The sequence below is a fragment of the Desulfococcus multivorans genome (assembly GCF_001854245.1).
Lineage (GTDB): Bacteria > Desulfobacterota > Desulfobacteria > Desulfobacterales > Desulfococcaceae > Desulfococcus > Desulfococcus multivorans.
The window spans coordinates 849,266-865,387 of record NZ_CP015381.1 but is presented as its reverse complement, the minus strand read 5'-3'; the positions used below and the strand labels follow the sequence as shown (position 1 = coordinate 865,387).

Sequence of the window (16,122 nt, the reverse complement as noted above, 5' to 3'; positions counted from 1 at the left end):
GGCCGCAATGAGGGCATCCGGATCATGATGGGTCGACTTGTCGCGCCGCTTGAATCGTTCAACAACCGGCGCTATTTCAACCCCTGCGAACAGCCAACGCCATGACAAACAAAACCCCTTCGCCTGCCCCCCGGGATAGAGAGACCGCCGATCCGGCGACAGTGCTCCGCGTCTTCGATCGACTGGAGGTCGGACCCGTCACTCTGGCGCCCCGACGTCTCGTGGCCCCCTATCGCATTCATATCGGCGGAAAAACAGACGTCACCGAGTTGATTTACGTTTACGAGACGCCGGTATTCGATCCGCAGAATCCCGAATGCCGGAACCTGGCCGACATGATCGCCGCCCAGGCAGCTCTCAATTACGGCCTTTTCTGCAGCCAGATCCGGTTCATCGGCACCTACGACGCCACCGACCGTGCCTTCCTGCGGGATATGGCGGAAAACACCGCCCGGGAAATATTCGTCAAGAAATTTCTGGAACCCAACCCATTTCTTACGGGCGAGGCCATGGCGCTGCCGGCCGTTCGCCAAAAAAAATACCTCAACGCCAAACTCAAATTCCTTCCGACGGAAAGCGAAGGCCGTTTCCCCCCATGGCGATTGTGGGAGACGGACAAAAACCGTCACTGCGTTCTTTCCAGCGGCGGAAAGGACAGTCTTCTCAGCTTCGGTCTCATCAACGAGCTGGAAAGAGAGGTCCACCCGCTCTTCGTCAATGAATCGGGACGGCACTGGTTCACGGCGCTGAACGCCTACCGCCATTTTCGTGAAAACATTCCCCGCACCGGACGCGTATGGGTCAATTCGGATCGGCTTTTCTCGTGGATGCTCCGGCGGATGCCGTTTATCCGAAAGGATTTTCAAAGCGTCCGCCATGACGAATATCCGATCCGGCTCTGGACGGTGGCCGTTTTTCTCTTCGGCGTGCTGCCGATCCTTCGGGAACGAAAGATCGGTCGGCTTATCATCGGTGATGAACACGACACGTCCCGAAGGACTGCCCACCAGGGGATCAGTCACTACGACGGTCTTTACGACCAGAGCATCTGGTTTGACAACACGATGTCGCGGTATTTTCAGCGGAAAGGATGGGCCGTCTCTCAATTTTCCCTTCTCAGACCCCTCTCGGAGTTGCTGATAGAAAAGATCCTGGCCGGACGATACCCTGATCTCCAGACCCTCCAGATCTCCTGTCACGCAGCCCACAAGGACGGCGATCGCATTCGACCCTGCGGCAAATGTGAAAAATGCCGCCGCATCGTGGGAATGCTGACGGCCGTGGGCAAAGATCCCCGCCGGTGCGGATACACGGATATTCAGATCGCTGCATGTCTCAAAGCCCTGGCGGAAAAGGGAACCTATGCCCAGACGGCCTCGGAGGCCGCGGAACTCCTGAATATGCTGGCCGAGAAAGGACGGATTCCCTCGACATCTTCGCCGACGGGAGAGTCTTTGCCCGCCGCCGAGATCCTGCGGATCCGCTTCGACCCCGTCATTTCCCCCATAAACGCCATCCCCGTGGACCTCAGGGAGCCCCTCTATCGCATCTATGGGGAATACGCTCAGGGCGCCGTCCGTCGGGCAGGGCAGCGCTGGATCGAATTCGATCCCTTGACGGATCCTGAGATGGTAGCCCCCTACCCCTTCGAACTGTCACCGGGCCATGGCGCCACGGCACAACCGCCGGACACGCTTCAGAACACCGCCTATCTCTGGGGAGAACTCTGCTGGCCCGATGCCGAGGAGCGCTTTGACGAGGTGGATACCGTCCTTCTGCCCGTGGGTGCCATGGAGCAGCACGGGCCCCATTTGCCTCTGGATACCGATGCCTACGATGCCGAGTATCTGGCCCGATGCGTGGCCGAAGCCTGCAGTGATCCCAAACCCATGGTTCTCCCGCTGATTCCCTACGGCGTCTCCTATCACCACGATGACTTCCGGGGAACCGTCAGCATCGACAACGACACCCTATCCCGGCTGGTCTACGACATCGGCATGAGTGTTGCGCGTAACGGGTTTCGCAAACTGGTGATCATCAACGGTCACGGCGGGAACAGTCCCGCTCTCAACCACGCAGCCCAGAAGATCAACCGCGACGCCCGGATATTCGTTTGCGTGGACAGTGGAGAGACCAGCGACGTGGATATCGATCGTCTGGTGGAAACCCCCAACGATGTCCACGCCGGAGAAATCGAAACCAGCACGGCCCTGGCAGTCCGGCCCCACCTCGTCCGAATGGATCGCATCCAGCGGGAGATTCCTGAATTCTCGGTCCGGTACCTCAACTTCAGTTCCAAACGAGGCATATCCTGGTATGCCCACACCGAAAAGATTTCCGCCTCCGGCATCATGGGAGACCCCACCAAGGCCACCGCCGCCAAGGGAGAACAGATGTGGACGATAATGATCGCCCATCTCACGGCCTTTGTGGAGGAGATCAAACACATGACCCTGGATGAAATCCATCAGCGGAGATACTGAGTCCCGTGAAAATCACCCGGATCGAGGCCGTACCCCTCACCCTGAAACTGGCCGAACCCTATACCATCGCATACGAAACCGTGGATTCGGCCGTCAATGTATTCCTTCGGATTCAGACCTCCACATCCGTCATCGGTTACGGCTGCGCCGCTCCGGACCTGGAGGTTACGGGCGAGACCCCGACATCGATCCTGGCGGCCGTCACGGATGTGATCCGGCCGGCACTCACGGGAGCCGATCCTTTGCGCCTGGTCCGCCTTATGGAGAAAATCCGGCCGCACCTCGCAGACCAACCCTCGGCTTTGGCCATGGTTGACATGACGCTTTACGATATCCTGGGAAAACAGGCTGGTCTGCCTCTGTTCCGACTCCTGGGCGGTTTTCGGAACCGGATGCGAACGAGCATCACCATCGGCATTCTCCCGCCCCATGATACCGTCCGCCGGGCAATGACCTTCGCGGCAGAGGGATTCACGGCTCTCAAGCTCAAGGGTGGAATAGACGTGGAGGACGACATCGTCCGGGTTCTGGCCGTTCGGTCGGCCGTCGGGAAAAAGATCGCTCTCCGGTTCGACGCCAACCAGGGATACTCGGAAGAGATGTCACTCTATTTCGTTACACAAACCCGTCCTGCCGGCCTTGAGCTCATCGAACAACCGACGCCCCGCGGGCGGACGGCCATGCTGGGACGGGTCACCAGCGGCGTTTCCATACCGGTCATGGCGGACGAGAGCCTCATGAGCCTCAAGGACGCATACAGGATCGCCCGTCGGGGCCTGGCCGACATGGTCAACATCAAACTCATGAAGGTGGGCGGCATCGACGAAGCCATGAAGATCAACGCCGTATCCCGTGCCGCCGGCCTTGACGCCATGGTAGGCTGTATGGACGAATCCGCGCTGTCCATCGCGGCGGGCCTTCACTTCGCCATGGCCCGGCCCAATGTGCGTTATGCCGACCTGGATGGTCATCTGGATTTGATCGGCGATCCGGCCTCAGGCGCCGTCCGTCTCAAGCGCGGCGTTCTTTACCCCACCGGCCGACCGGGGTTGGGTTTCGACTTCTCGAATACCCGGTCCGAAAAAAATCCTTTTTGACCCTCAATCGACTTTTCGCGACCCGGAAATGCGAAATGGCATGAAAGATTCACCGCGTTATGATATGTGGAGAAGTCAAGGCTGATCGGTTGAAGTATCGGAGCCGGAATCATGGGCGGAAACAGGCCCCTCTTCAGCCGTGAACCTTCCTGCGAACCACCGCAAACAACGAAAGGACATCCAATGAAAAACCTGGTAATACTGACCATCCTGGGATGGGTGATGATGGGGGCCCCGGCCTTTGCTTCGGACGGCGAGGAGCTCTTCAAGGCGGAAGGCTGCATGCGATGTCACAAGGCCGACGGCAACTCCAAAATCTACCCCAGTCTGCCGGAAATCGCGACGGCGTACACCGGAAAATCAGAACAGCTGCTGCAATACCTCAACGGGGAAACCGAGGCCGTCATGGATCCGGACACCGCAAGCCTGATGAAGCCCCATCTGGAAAAAACGAAAAAGATGAACGTGGTTGAACGAAAATCCGTGGCCGATTACATCATGACGTTCACCCCATAAGAAAGTATTCCGCTGGATCGCCGGAGCATCCGCGGCTTCGGCGATTTTTCCCGCCCCCCGGCACCCCCTTGTTGTTCCCGAAAGGCGTCCTGAAGATCCCCCCTCTCTTCCTTCAGGAATTTTGCCGATACCCCGGCTTGATATTTCGAAGATCATACTAATAATGGTGATATTCAACTTTCCGGCCGTCATCGCGAACGTCGAAAGTTGAGATGATCAATTTTGTGTGCCTGTTTGAATTGAACCGTGACCACCCGAAACGATGAACCGGGAAACCTTTCATTAAAGAGGAGATTCTGCGATGTTGAGCCCAAAGATGAACGACGCCTTGAACGAACAGATCAACAGGGAAATGTATTCGGCCTACCTTTACATGTCCATGTCGAACCAGTGCTCTGAAATGGGGCTCAAAGGGTTCGCCAATTGGTTTATGGTGCAGTATCATGAAGAAATGTATCATGCTATGAAATTTTACGAGTATATCGGGCGACAGGGCGGCAAGATCTCCCTGAAAGCCATCGCCGAACCGGCGGCGACGTTTGCCTCTCCCCTCGACATGATGACCAGGACCTTGGAGCATGAACAGTTCATTACCCAGTCCATCAACAGCCTCATGGAAACGGCCATCGCCGAAAAAGATCACGCCACCCAGATCTTCCTTCAGTGGTATGTGACCGAGCAGGTGGAAGAGGAGGAAAACGACAACGACATCATCGCCCAGCTCAAACTCGTCCAGGAAAGTCCCCACGGACTGATGATGATCGACCGTGATCTGGCCGGTCGGGCGACGACGGTTCCCACAGACTTCAGCAAGGGGGTCGAGTCCGCCGCCAAGGCGGGAGGCTGAGTCTGAAACACATGATCCCCTGCTGAAACGGCGGCTACACCCCCATGATACGACGGACAGCGGGGATCTTGAGTCCCTCCAGAATCATCGTACAGAAAAGAGCGGCGGCAAGACAGTAGAGAAGATCATCCAGCGGTACGGGCCGGAACTTGAAAAGGCGCTGAAAAAACGGGGTCGACATGACAACGGTCAGCATGGCCGCGGTGCCCCCGCTGATCCACCACAGAGCCGCGTTGGGGACCTTCAGCATTGACGGGATCGATCGCGTCGCGGACCGGTTGGTAAAGATGAGCGCGAGATTGGACAGGACCAGGGTCATGAACGCCAGACAGCGGGCGCAATGCGCGCCGTGGTCCGAGAGGGCCCACCGGTAAACGACGACGACCGCCGCCAGAATCACCAACCCCTGGGTCAGGCTGAGCAAAACGGATCGTCGTCCGAACAAGGGCTCGGAGAGGTCCCGGGGAGGCTTTTTCATACAGTCCGCCTCGGCGGCCTCGGCCTCGAAGACCACCGAACAGGCCGGATCGATGATAAGTTCCAGAAAGACGATATGGACCGGAAAAAGCGCCAGAGGCCATTCGAAGAGCACCGGGATGAGGGACATTCCGGCGATCGGCACGTGAACCGAAAAGATATAGCGCATCGCTTTCTTGAGGTTGTCGAAAATCCGGCGTCCCATTCGAATCGCCTTGACAATGGATGCGAAATCGTCGTCCAGGAGCACCAGGGCGGCGGACTCCCGAGCCACATCGGTTCCCCGACCGCCCATGGCGATCCCGATATGAGCGGCCTTCAGGGCCGGAGCGTCGTTCACGCCGTCGCCGGTCATGGCCACCACCTCGCCGGCCGCCTTCAGGGCCGTCACCAGGCGCAGCTTTTGCTCCGGCACCATACGGGCGAAGATATTGACCTTCCGGATGCCTTCGGCCAGTTCGGCGTCACTCATCCGCACGAGATCGGGACCGGTGATGCAGTCGTCGGGGTTTTTCAGGCCGATCCGACGGGCGATGTTCCGGGCCGTGCCCGGATAGTCTCCGGTAATCATGATGGTTCGGATACCGCCTGCGTAGCACTCCTGGACAGCTTCGGCGACACCGGATCTTACCGGGTCCGACAGGCCCAGAAGCCCGATGAACCGAAAAGAGAAATCATGTTGTTCGCCGGGAAGCTCGGGCTTTCGGAACCGTGCCCCGGCCACCCCGATGACGCGGCGGCCCTTTTCGCTCAGGGCGTTGATGGGTTCCATCAGAGCCGTAGTCTGCTCCGGACTGAAATGACACAGGTCGGCGATGGCCTCGGGCGCGCCTTTGGCCGCAATGATGAGATCTTTCCCGTCCGGCGATCGCCAGACTCGAGACATGGCCAACAGATCCCGAGAGAGCGGATACTCCCGCAACAGTTCCCAGTCGTCGTGGAGGTGCTCGGTCTGCGCAAGGGTTGTCTCACCCAGGGATTTCATGGCTTTTTCCATGGGATCGAAGGGATCGGCGGGGCTGGCCAGGAGGCTGTACTCCACCACCTCGTGAAAGGCCTCGGGAAGGTCGTCGACACCGTCATCCACCGTCAAGAACCGTCCGTCGGCGTATAGATCGCTCACCGTCATGCGGTTGAGGGTCAGGGTGCCCGTCTTATCCACGCACAGAACCGAGGCGGCCCCAATGGTTTCGACGGCGGACATTCGACGGGTCAGCACCCGGTAGCGGGAAATCCGCCAGGCACCCAGGGCGAGGAAGATGGTCATCACCACCGGAAACTCCTCCGGAAGCATCGCCATGGCAAGAGAAAGGCCGGCCAGGAATCCGTGAAGCCAGTCCTCCCGGGTCATCCCATAGGCAATGATCACCACGATGCATAGCACGACACCCACAGCCGCCAAGCGACGCACCAGCCGGCCGGTCTGCCGCTGAAGCGGCGTGTCCTCGGGCGTCAGGGTCTGGAGAGCCCGGCCGATCTTGCCCATCTCCGTGGCCGACCCCGTAGCCGTAACCCGGGCAATCCCTCGACCGCTCACCACAAGTGACCCGGAATAAACAAAAGGGAGATCGTCTCCCCCCGGCGGTGCCGTCTCGCTGCTTTCGTCCGTCGCCGCCTGCTTACGGACCGGGACCGACTCGCCGGTCAGGAGGGATTCGTCCACCGACAGATTAAACGCCGACACCAGGGTTGCATCCGCGGCAACACGATCCCCCTCCTCCAGCAGGAGCATGTCGCCCCGCACCACCTCACGTCCGGGGATGCGGATCTTTTCGTCGTTTCGGATGACCAGGGCCCGGGGGCTGGAGAGATCCCGGAGGGATTCCAGGGCCCGTTCGGTCTTTCGTTCCTGGTAGAAGGTGATCCCCATGACGACGAAGACGAACCCCAACAGCATCACGGCCTCCTGGATCTCGCCTGAAAGGAGGTAGATCAGACCACAGGCCAGGAGCAGGAGGAACATGGGCTCCCGGACCACCTCCCACGCGATGTCCCAGACCTGCCGTTTTCCGGCGGCGGGAAGCTCGTTATAGCCGTCTCTATCCAGGCGCGCCCGAACCTCCGCGTCGGTCAAACCCGTGAGGTGTCCCTCAGCCGATCGATCCATGTGCGTCTCCTTCCCTGTCAATCGTTGTGTCTCTATTTTTTTATCGTTTTTTCTCATGGGTTGCAAATGCTATTCGGCCGCTGCCGTCCAAATTTTGAAATGTATCTCGGCGCCAAAAGAGGAGACACCGTCAATGCGCCCATCATCAAAGGTGTTCGTCCGGTTTTCCGTCTTGATTCTTTTCGGGAAGATGCATACCTTGGCAATGTTATGGGGGAGCCTAAGCAGAAAAAGGAGGAGGATCCTATGCGTTCGGAATCTTACGATGTCGTTGTACTCGGAACGGGCCCTGCCGGGCTTCAGGCGGCCATCCACGCCGCACGGGCCAAGGTCTCCGTGCTCGTGATGGGAAGAGATGTGAAATCAAGTCTTTACCGGGCACATCTTGAAAATTATTGCTGCCTGGAGAAGGTGACGGGCCAGGAATTTCTGCAGCAGGGCATTCGCCAGGCATCCGATGCCGGCGCACGGTTTCTGCATGAAGACGTGATCCGGAGCATCGGCGAAGACGACGGCTTCACCATAGAAACGGAGAGCGGTCGGACCATCCGGACCCGATCCCTGATCATGGCCATGGGAATATCCCGCAACCGATTGGGCGTTCCCGGAGAAAAGGAATTTCTCGGCAAAGGGGTGAGCTACTGCGTGGATTGTGACGCCGGCTTTTACAAGGGCGTTCCCGTAGCCATCGTGGGAAACGCTTCCGCTGCGGTCTCCGGGGCTCTGACGCTGGTCTTCTACGCCTCGGAGGTCCATCTGATCTGTGGAAATCTCGAGGTCGCCAAAAAACTCGAAAACCAGGTTCGCGCATCGGACATCAAACTCCACGAGAACCGGGCAGTGAAGGAAATCTACGGAAATGCGGCGGTGGAGGCGGTAAGACTGGACGACGGCAGTCGGATCGGCGTGGCAGGTGTTTTCATCGAAACCGGTGCAAAGGGGGCTGTGGAGTTGGCGGCCGCCCTGGGGGTGGAACTCGATTCAGAGCAATATAAATACATCCTGACGGACGACGACCAGCACACCAACATTCCGGGAATCTTCGCTGCGGGGGATATCACCGGACCGCCCTGGCAGGTGGCCAAGGCCGTGGGAGAGGGTTGCGTAGCGGGCCTCGCCGCTGCGAAGCACGCCAAAAAATACAGATAAGCACAGCGCTTCGGCGCCGTTATCTCTGCGGGAGGAGGACAGTATGATCAAAGACACGGTTGAAAGTTTTGGATGGGTCTCCCGTCTGTTCCACTGGGTTGTCGCCCTGATGGTGCTGGGGATGCTCATGGGAGGACTGCTTCTGGGCATTCTGCCCGGGGGCGGATTCAAATCCCTGATCACGGGTCTGCATAAATCGACGGGAGTCACCATTCTCCTGCTGACGGCGCTCCGACTCGGGTGGCGCTATATCAATCCCCGACCGCGGGATCTCGGCCCCAATATCCTGGAGAACCAGTTAGGACGCCTGATGCACATCTTCCTGTATGTCCTCCTCTTTCTGCAGCCGACATTCGGCATCCTCATGTCCCAGTCCTTCGGATCCCCGGTCAGGGTATTCGGTCTCTTTACATTGCCCACCATCATGGGCCGGAGCGACGCCGTCGGGTCGGTCTTCCATCAGATGCACACCGTCACCGCGCTCCTGTTGGCCGTCTGCGTCGTCATCCACATCGCCGCAGCCGTGAAGCACCACTACATCGACCGGGACCGGACCTTATTGCGGATGATTTCGGGGAAATGACAAACACCTTTCAGAGGGTGCGAAAGACAGACATTGAGGGCCGAATCGGCGATCTTCCATCCAGAACCATCTTCAAGGACAACGGCATCATGCGTGAATTGAGCGGTTTCGATATCGATGCGGGGGGCGGCGTATCCGCGCCCCTCAGGTACCACGTCAATCTCCTGGGACGTATCCTGGGCAATGTCATACGAGAACAGGCCGGAGAAGGCATCTTCTCCCTGGTGGAGGATCTGAGACACCATGCCAAGGCGGCTGAGGCCTCCCGGGACCCGGTCCTCTTCGAAGAGATATATCACCGAATCCATTCCCTCGATCTGGACGACATCTTTTGGCTCATCCGCGCCTATACGGCTTTTTTCCATCTGACCAACGAGGCCGAGCGCCGTGAGATTGCACGCATCAACGCTGAGGCCGAGCGCAGCCAGACCGACCAAACACCCCGGAGCGAATCGATACTGGAGGCCGTGTTCAAGCTCAAGACGTCGAGGCAGTCGTACGAATCGGTCAGGACTCTCGTCGATCGCGTGGAGATCGAACCCACGCTCACCGCCCACCCCACGGAAGCGCGACGCGGCAGTATTCTGTTCAAGCAGAACGAGATCGCCCGGCTCCTCGCGAAGGTCTCGCCGGACATCGGCCTGTCCGCTGCGGAGATCGGAAAACGAATCGGCAGAATCCACCGGGAGATCACGCTTCTCATGGTCACCGACGATATCCGGGCCGATCGTCTTCGGGTCGAAGACGAGATCGAAAACGGACTCTACTACTGCACCACGTCGATTTGGGAGACCATCCCCAGGATTTTCGCCGACATGCAAGAGGCTTTTGAAACCTATTACGGCAAAGCGCCCGATCTTCCACCGTTTCTCTGCTACCGCACCTGGATCGGGGGCGACCGGGACGGCAACCCCCTGGTGACGCCGGAGGTGACCCGAGAGGCCCTGGCCGTTTATCGGAAGGCCGTTCTCGAGAAATACCGGGAGGAGCTTCAAGCCCTCTGGCAACAGATGAGCGTTTCGGCCCTCCGAGCGCCGTTTCCCCCGGCCGTGGCTGAAAATATCGCCGGAGAGACCGACACCGTCCGACTCGACCCTCAGTTTCTCCACCGCTATCGGCACGAACCCCTGCGGGTCAAGCTGAGCTGTATGATCGAAAAGATCGACCGGCTCCTGGCCGACCCATCGGAGGCAGGCTATACCGCACAAGACTTCGAAACCGACCTCTGCCTCATCCGGGATGCGCTTGCAAGCGCCGGGCTCGGGGCTGTCGCGCGGGAAGGCCGTCTGAACGATCTCATCATCCGCGCCAGGGTGTTCGGGTTCCATTTCATCGCCCTGGATATCCGGCAGCACAGCCAGGTCCATGAACAGGCCCTTGCGGAGCTTTTGCGGCAGGCAGGCACCGTAGTGGATTACGCGAGTCTCCCCGAGGACGAAAAGATCCAGCTCCTGGCGACGGAGCTGGAAAATCCCCGCCCTCTGGTCGGCTGCAGGACCGAACTGTCTTCGGCAACCGCGGACGTGATCACCGTCATGACCCTCATCCGGGATGCGGCTCCGGGGGCCGTCCAAAGCTATGTCATCAGCATGACCCATGGCGTAAGCGACATGCTCGAGGTACTCCTCCTGGCCAAGGAGGCCGGCCTATGGGGTATCAGGGACGGCGCCGTCGACAGCCGGCTGGACATCGTCCCTCTCTTTGAGACCATCCAGGATCTGGAACGTTCGGGCGAACTCATGGCCGAAATCTTCCAGAACCCCATCTACCAGCGGCACCTGGCGGCCCGGGGGAATTTTCAGGAGATCATGCTCGGATATTCCGACAGCAACAAGGACGGCGGCTACTGGACGGCCAACTGGTCCCTGGAGAAAAGCCTCAGCACCCTGGCCGACATCTGCCGGGATCACGATGTCGACTTCCGCTTCTTCCACGGGCGGGGCGGCAGCGTGGGACGGGGCGGAGGACGGGCCAATCAGGCCATCCTCGCCATGCCGGCCCAGAGCCAGAACGGCCGGATCCGATTCACGGAACAGGGGGAGGTCATCTCCTTCCGGTATGCCCAGGCCCCCATCGCCCGAAGACACCTGGAACAAATCGTCAGCGCCGTTCTCCAGGCCGCGAGTCCCGATCACTGCGGCATCGAATGCAGCCCCCCCATGCGGGAGACGATGGAGGCGATCTCACAAAAGGCCATGGCCGCCTACAGGGATCTTATCGACGATCCGGCGTTCTGGAACTGGTATCAGACCGTAACGCCCATGGAGCATATCGGCCGCCTGCCCATCGCCTCACGGCCCATCTCGAGAAAATCGGCCCGAAAGGTCCAATTTGACGATCTGCGAGCCATTCCATGGGTCTTTGCCTGGACCCAGACCCGATACAACGTTCCGGGATGGTACGGCATCGGGACAGCCCTCTCGACGGTCATGGAAGCGCGTCCCGACGCCCTCGGCATGCTCCGGGAGATGTGGCGCGGCTGGCCCTTCTTTCGGAACCTGATCAACAACGTCCAACTGGAGATGGCGCGGACTCATCTGACCGTGGCCGCCTTCTATGACCGGCAGTCATCGCTTTCTTTCCATAACCGCATCGCCGCGGAATTCGAACGGGCGGAAAAAGCGATTCTCGCCGTAACGGAGCAGGCGGCCCTCATGGAAAACCAGCAGGTGATCCAGAAGTCTATCCGACTGCGGACCCCCTACACCCACGTCCTGAATCTGGTCCAGATCGAACTTCTCAGGCGATGGCGCGACGCCGGGGCGGACGATGACGCCCTCGGGGCTCTCCGCCACGCCCTCTTCCTCAGCATCAACGGCATCGCGGCGGCCATGCAGAGCACGGGGTAGCCTCTAAAACCATTTTTTCCGACGAAAATAGAGTATCATGGCCCCGGCGGCGACAAGAATGACAAACCAGAATATTCCGTAGCTCCACCGGAATTCCAACTCGGGCATGTACTTGAAATTCATACCGTAGACTCCGGCAAGAAAGCTCAAGGGAATGAAAATGGTGGAGATGATGGTGAGGACCTTCATCACCTCGTTCATCCGGTTGCTGACGCTGGTGTGGTAGAGTTCCAGGAGACTCGTAGCCGTCTCCCGAAAGGTTTCGATGGTATCGGTGATCTGGATGATGTGATCGTAGAGATCCCGCAAGTAGAAGCGGCTGCTTTCCCGGATCAGGGGGCTGTCGCCCTTCTCCAGGCGCAGCGTCACGTCCCGCATGGGGAAGATGTGTTTTCGCAGATAAAGGATTTCCCGCTTGAGCTGGTAGACGGCCTCCAGGATCTCCGTCTCGGGGTTTGCCGTAAGCCTTTCCTCGATCCGCTCGATCTCGTCGGCCATGAGGTCGACCACCTCGAAATAGTGGTCGACAATGGTGTCCATGAGTGAATAGGCGAGATAGTCGCTGCCCATGTGCCGGATTCGCCCCATCTTGTTTTTAAGCCGACGAACCACCGTTTCAAAAAGATCCTGATCGCTCTCCTGGAAAGAGATCACGAAATTCTTGCCAAGAACAATGCTGATCTGTTCCCCCCAGACTGCATTTTCACGGTCTCTGAAGCTTTTCAGCACCGTGAAGAGACAGCTTTCAAAGGTCTCGGTCTTGGGTCGCTGCCCGGTGTTCAGGATATCTTCCATCATGAGCAGGTGAAGTCCGTAGCGGCCGCCGATCGCTTCCAGGATCTCGGGCTGGTGCAGCCCCCGGACCTGTATCCATGTCACGCCGTCGCCGTTGCGACAGCCGACCACATCCTCCGGGGTCACGCCTTCCCGCATGTCAAACCGGTCATCATCGTAATTCAGAATCGTGATCCTCACCCGCTCGGTGATCCGGTCGCCCACATGGATCAGAGACCCCGGCGACAGCCCGGTTTTAGCCGATTGGTCGTGGAAGAGTTTCGGCATGTCATCCATAGGCATAGCTTCTTCCCCTGATATCCAGCGTTCCTTTCAATATGTTCGCATCGCCGATCCATCCCGTATCAGCAGCCATTCCATCGGGGCAGACGGTCTTGTCATAACGCCACGTGACCGATGGATATTATCGGTTTTATCTGTCACCCGTTGACGACATAATTTTCCCGGCTGTCTCCCGAAATCGTCCGCTGCCGGAAAGGCTTGACGAAAGTTGACGTCGATCCCGATCACAGCAACAACCACCGCAGTCCGCTGTTGATCAAACTGATCAGGAAGGCCGCGATCAGGGTGCTGCCGAAACCGTCGATCTCGAAATCGTCGAGGAACTTGTCCGTCAGCCACAGCAGGATCGCGTTCACCACAAAGGTAAACAGGCCGAATGTGATCACGATGAAGGGAAAGGCAAGAATCGTGAGGAGCCACCCCACCAGAAAACTGATCACGCTGTAAACCAATGCGACGACAACAGCGGTGCCGTAGTTCTTGATTCTGATGGTGGGCATGATATTGGCGACGATAAAGACCGCCGCCGAAAAAAAGAGGATGTTGAGCAAAAAGTTCATCTTGAATCTCCTTCTCCTGGGTGAACGTCAGGTTATGAAATTTCATTCTCCACGTCCGGATCAATTCCGGAAGGCGAGACCACTCTCCCCCAGCTGCCGCATCTGCCGTCGGATCCAACGGCTGCGACTGAGGACATAGTCCGAGGGGCGGTCCACATGGTAGCGGTAGGGGTTGGGCAGCACCGCAGCCATGCGGGCGGCCTGGTCGGCCGTGATGCGGGCGGCACTCCTGCCGTAAAAGCGCAGGCCTGCAGCCTCCACCCCGAAGAGGTTGGGGCCGAACTCCACGATGTTCAGATAGACCTCCAGTATCCGCCGTTTAGGCCAGAGGGCTTCCAGGAGCACCGTGAAATAGGCCTCCACACCTTTGCGGAGCCATGTCCTGGAAGGCCAGAGGAAGAGATTCTTGGCAGCCTGCTGCGTGATGGTGCTGGCACCGCGAATCCGTTCCCGTTCCTCGTTGTCTTCGATGGCGGCGACGATGGCCCGCCAGTCGAAGCCCCGGTGTCTGGCGAAGAGCTGATCCTCGGCGGCGACTGCCGACAACTGCATGGGCTTTGAGATTTGATCCAGGGGCACCCACCGGTGGCGGCTCAAGGGCATCTCTTCGAGAGGCGGAGACAAAGCGCGATGAATGCGCCAGGCCCATACGGGCGGATCGACGACCCGGAGGACCAGCACCACGAGGACGGTGACGGCCACCCAAAGGATCAGGAGGTAGACGGGCCATCGCCACAGACCCTTTCGAGGAGACCTCCCGACCGCGCGCTTCCGCGGCGCTGTCGCGGTCCGGGAAGGCTTTTTCCTCAAGGTGATCCGATTTCCGGAGGATCTGGAAGACCGGAGAGATGTTGAAGACACGGCGTCGTCGCTCCTTTTGCCGTTCTCATTCGAGTCTGCCGCAACGGGGCGATGAGAAGAAGCTGCTGTGGATGGCGTTGACGCCGCTCTCCAGATCCTTTTCCGCCACGAGGAAATAGAGAGCGGCCCGAGACGGGCCGAAGGAGATCATCTCAACGTTGACCCGACAGTCGGCCACGGCCGTAAAGCATCGGGCGGCGATGCCCGGCCGTTTCTGAATGCCGTCGCCGACAATCCCGATAAGAGCCACGCCGTCAAGCCGGTCGATCTGTCGAAAAGGGCGAGGGGCGATATCCATCAGTGCTTCCCGGGCGGCATCAACATCTTTCCGGGAGAGAAGGAGGCTGATGCAGGTCTGGGAGGTCACCACCGACTTGATATTGATGCCCTTCGCCGACACCGCGGTCGCCACCTCTCCCAGAATACCCCGGCGGGCGCCGACGCCCGATGCGTAGACCTTGAGGACGGCAATGTCGGCGTCATAGGCGACGCTCTTGATGACGGATGCCGGCCTCGGGCTCCGTGCAGTGATGAGGCTTCCCGGGCCGTCGGGGTTCAGGGTGTTCTTGATCGCGATGCGGATGCGCTTCTTTCGAACCGGTTCCACGGTGCGGGGGTGGAGAATCTTGGCGCCGAAATAAGCCAGCTCCGCCGCCTCCTCGTAGGACAGGGTCGGGATAAGGGTCGCCTCGCTGACCAGCCGGGGATCGGCGCTCATGAATCCCTCCGTGTCTTTCCATATTTCCAGGACTTCCGCGTTCAGGGCAGCGGCCGCCACTGCCGCTGCATAATCACTGCCGCCCCGGCCAAAGGTCGTGATGTGGCCGGTGTCGCTCACGCCGAAAAAGCCCGGGAAAAAGAGAACGACGTCCCGAGCCAGCAGCGGAACCAGATGTTCCCTGAAGTTCTGTTCGGTTCTGGGAATGTTGGCCGTGGCGTCCCCGTATTTTCCGTCGGTGATAAGACCCACCTGGTGGGGCATTCGGCAGGTGGCCGAAACCCCCCGGCTCCGCAGGGCCGCAGCCAGGAGTTGGGCCGAAAAGCGCTCGCCGAAGCTGGTGACGGCGTCGGTCAGGCGCGGGGTGATTTCACCGGTGAAATTGAGACCGTAATAGAATCGCTCGAGCCGCCTCAGGCTGTTGCCGAACTCTTTGTTGAAGGTCTTGAGCTCCGTCGGCCGCCCGATGACGTGCCGCGCCACGAGCTGGTGCCGGGATTTGATGTCCGCCATGATGCCGGGAATATGCTCTTCATTTTTGAGCGCTCTGCCCATGCCCTGGATAAGCAGATCCGTCACGCCATAAAGCGCCGATACCACGAAGACCTGCCCCTTGCCCCGTTCCGTTATCAGATCGACGATTTGCTGAATCGTCTCCTTGCCGTGGAGGCATCCTCCCCCGACCTTGATGACTTTCACCGCTGTATTCCCTCCTCCTGGCTGTTTTACCGGCATGGATTACCATCACCTTCCGGTGATTGATTGGAGATCATGCCACATAAAGACCTCTATGATCAA

12 protein-coding genes are annotated in these 16,122 nt (G+C 59.1%); 7 read left to right on the top strand and 5 right to left on the bottom strand.

Going from position 1 to position 16,122, the window contains the following annotated elements:
* Positions 1–101: 101 nt before the first annotated feature.
* From dmul_RS03670 to dmul_RS03655, 4 genes are all read left to right on the top strand, one after another.
* Entirely contained in the window at positions 102–2,483 is a 2,382-nt protein-coding gene (locus dmul_RS03670) for a creatininase family protein (protein WP_020877368.1), read from the top strand.
* A gap of 5 nt (positions 2,484–2,488) precedes the next feature.
* Positions 2,489–3,580, top strand: a complete 1,092-nt coding sequence (locus dmul_RS03665; RefSeq protein WP_020877369.1) for a mandelate racemase/muconate lactonizing enzyme family protein — start codon at positions 2,489–2,491, stop codon at positions 3,578–3,580.
* A 183-nt stretch (positions 3,581–3,763) separates the two neighbouring features.
* Positions 3,764–4,096 carry a c-type cytochrome gene (locus dmul_RS03660; RefSeq protein ID WP_020877370.1) on the top strand — a complete coding sequence of 111 codons (333 nt, stop codon included), beginning with the start codon at positions 3,764–3,766 and terminating at the stop codon, positions 4,094–4,096.
* 301 nt (positions 4,097–4,397) lie between these two features.
* On the top strand, positions 4,398–4,943 hold the full coding sequence (locus dmul_RS03655; RefSeq protein WP_020877371.1) for a ferritin: 546 nt from the start codon (positions 4,398–4,400) through the stop codon (positions 4,941–4,943).
* Positions 4,944–4,977: 34 nt separating this feature from the next.
* Here the strand turns inward: dmul_RS03655 and dmul_RS03650 are convergent, their stop codons facing one another.
* Positions 4,978–7,527, bottom strand: coding sequence for a cation-translocating P-type ATPase (locus dmul_RS03650; protein ID WP_020877372.1), 2,550 nt, complete (start codon positions 7,525–7,527; stop codon positions 4,978–4,980).
* A gap of 246 nt (positions 7,528–7,773) precedes the next feature.
* Between dmul_RS03650 and dmul_RS03645 the strand changes: the two genes are divergently transcribed.
* The 3 genes from dmul_RS03645 to ppc are packed head-to-tail and all read left to right on the top strand — an operon-like array spanning position 7,774 to position 12,108.
* A complete protein-coding gene (locus dmul_RS03645) occupies positions 7,774–8,676 on the top strand; it encodes an NAD(P)/FAD-dependent oxidoreductase (RefSeq protein WP_020877373.1) in 903 nt (300 codons plus the stop codon).
* Positions 8,677–8,719: 43 nt separating this feature from the next.
* Positions 8,720–9,259, top strand: a complete 540-nt coding sequence (locus dmul_RS03640; protein WP_020877374.1) for a cytochrome b — start codon at positions 8,720–8,722, stop codon at positions 9,257–9,259.
* Complete coding sequence (gene ppc / locus dmul_RS03635; protein ID WP_020877375.1) at positions 9,256–12,108, top strand: phosphoenolpyruvate carboxylase; 2,853 nt, start codon at positions 9,256–9,258, stop codon at positions 12,106–12,108. Before dmul_RS03640 ends, ppc begins: the two co-directional genes overlap by 4 nt.
* Before the next feature lie 3 nt (positions 12,109–12,111).
* On the opposite strand, the gene corA is transcribed toward ppc, so the two are convergent.
* From corA to dmul_RS03615, 4 genes are all read right to left on the bottom strand, one after another.
* On the bottom strand, positions 12,112–13,185 hold the full coding sequence (gene corA / locus dmul_RS03630; RefSeq protein ID WP_020877376.1) for a magnesium/cobalt transporter CorA: 1,074 nt from the start codon (positions 13,183–13,185) through the stop codon (positions 12,112–12,114).
* Between the two features lie 224 nt (positions 13,186–13,409).
* Positions 13,410–13,745 carry a phage holin family protein gene (locus tag dmul_RS03625; protein WP_020877377.1) on the bottom strand — a complete coding sequence of 112 codons (336 nt, stop codon included), beginning with the start codon at positions 13,743–13,745 and terminating at the stop codon, positions 13,410–13,412.
* A 60-nt stretch (positions 13,746–13,805) separates the two neighbouring features.
* Positions 13,806–14,606: a monofunctional biosynthetic peptidoglycan transglycosylase gene (mtgA, locus tag dmul_RS03620; protein ID WP_020877378.1), complete on the bottom strand. Its 801-nt coding sequence runs from the start codon at positions 14,604–14,606 to the stop codon at positions 13,806–13,808.
* A gap of 25 nt (positions 14,607–14,631) precedes the next feature.
* Complete coding sequence (locus dmul_RS03615; protein WP_020877379.1) at positions 14,632–16,023, bottom strand: aspartate kinase; 1,392 nt, start codon at positions 16,021–16,023, stop codon at positions 14,632–14,634.
* Positions 16,024–16,122: the final 99 nt, after the last annotated feature.

Bases quoted from the DNA above. Each gene is read 5' to 3' on its own strand.
- dmul_RS03670 (WP_020877368.1), top strand. From the start codon at position 102: ATGACAAACAAAACCCCTTCGCCTGCCCCCCGGGATAGAGAGACCGCC.
- dmul_RS03660 (WP_020877370.1), top strand. From the start codon at position 3,764: ATGAAAAACCTGGTAATACTGACCATCCTGGGATGGGTGATGATGGGG.
- dmul_RS03655 (WP_020877371.1), top strand. From the start codon at position 4,398: ATGTTGAGCCCAAAGATGAACGACGCCTTGAACGAACAGATCAACAGG.
- dmul_RS03650 (WP_020877372.1), bottom strand. From the start codon at position 7,527: ATGGATCGATCGGCTGAGGGACACCTCACGGGTTTGACCGACGCGGAG.
- dmul_RS03645 (WP_020877373.1), top strand. From the start codon at position 7,774: ATGCGTTCGGAATCTTACGATGTCGTTGTACTCGGAACGGGCCCTGCC.
- dmul_RS03640 (WP_020877374.1), top strand. From the start codon at position 8,720: ATGATCAAAGACACGGTTGAAAGTTTTGGATGGGTCTCCCGTCTGTTC.
- ppc (WP_020877375.1), top strand. From the start codon at position 9,256: ATGACAAACACCTTTCAGAGGGTGCGAAAGACAGACATTGAGGGCCGA.
- corA (WP_020877376.1), bottom strand. From the start codon at position 13,185: ATGCCTATGGATGACATGCCGAAACTCTTCCACGACCAATCGGCTAAA.
- dmul_RS03625 (WP_020877377.1), bottom strand. From the start codon at position 13,745: ATGAACTTTTTGCTCAACATCCTCTTTTTTTCGGCGGCGGTCTTTATC.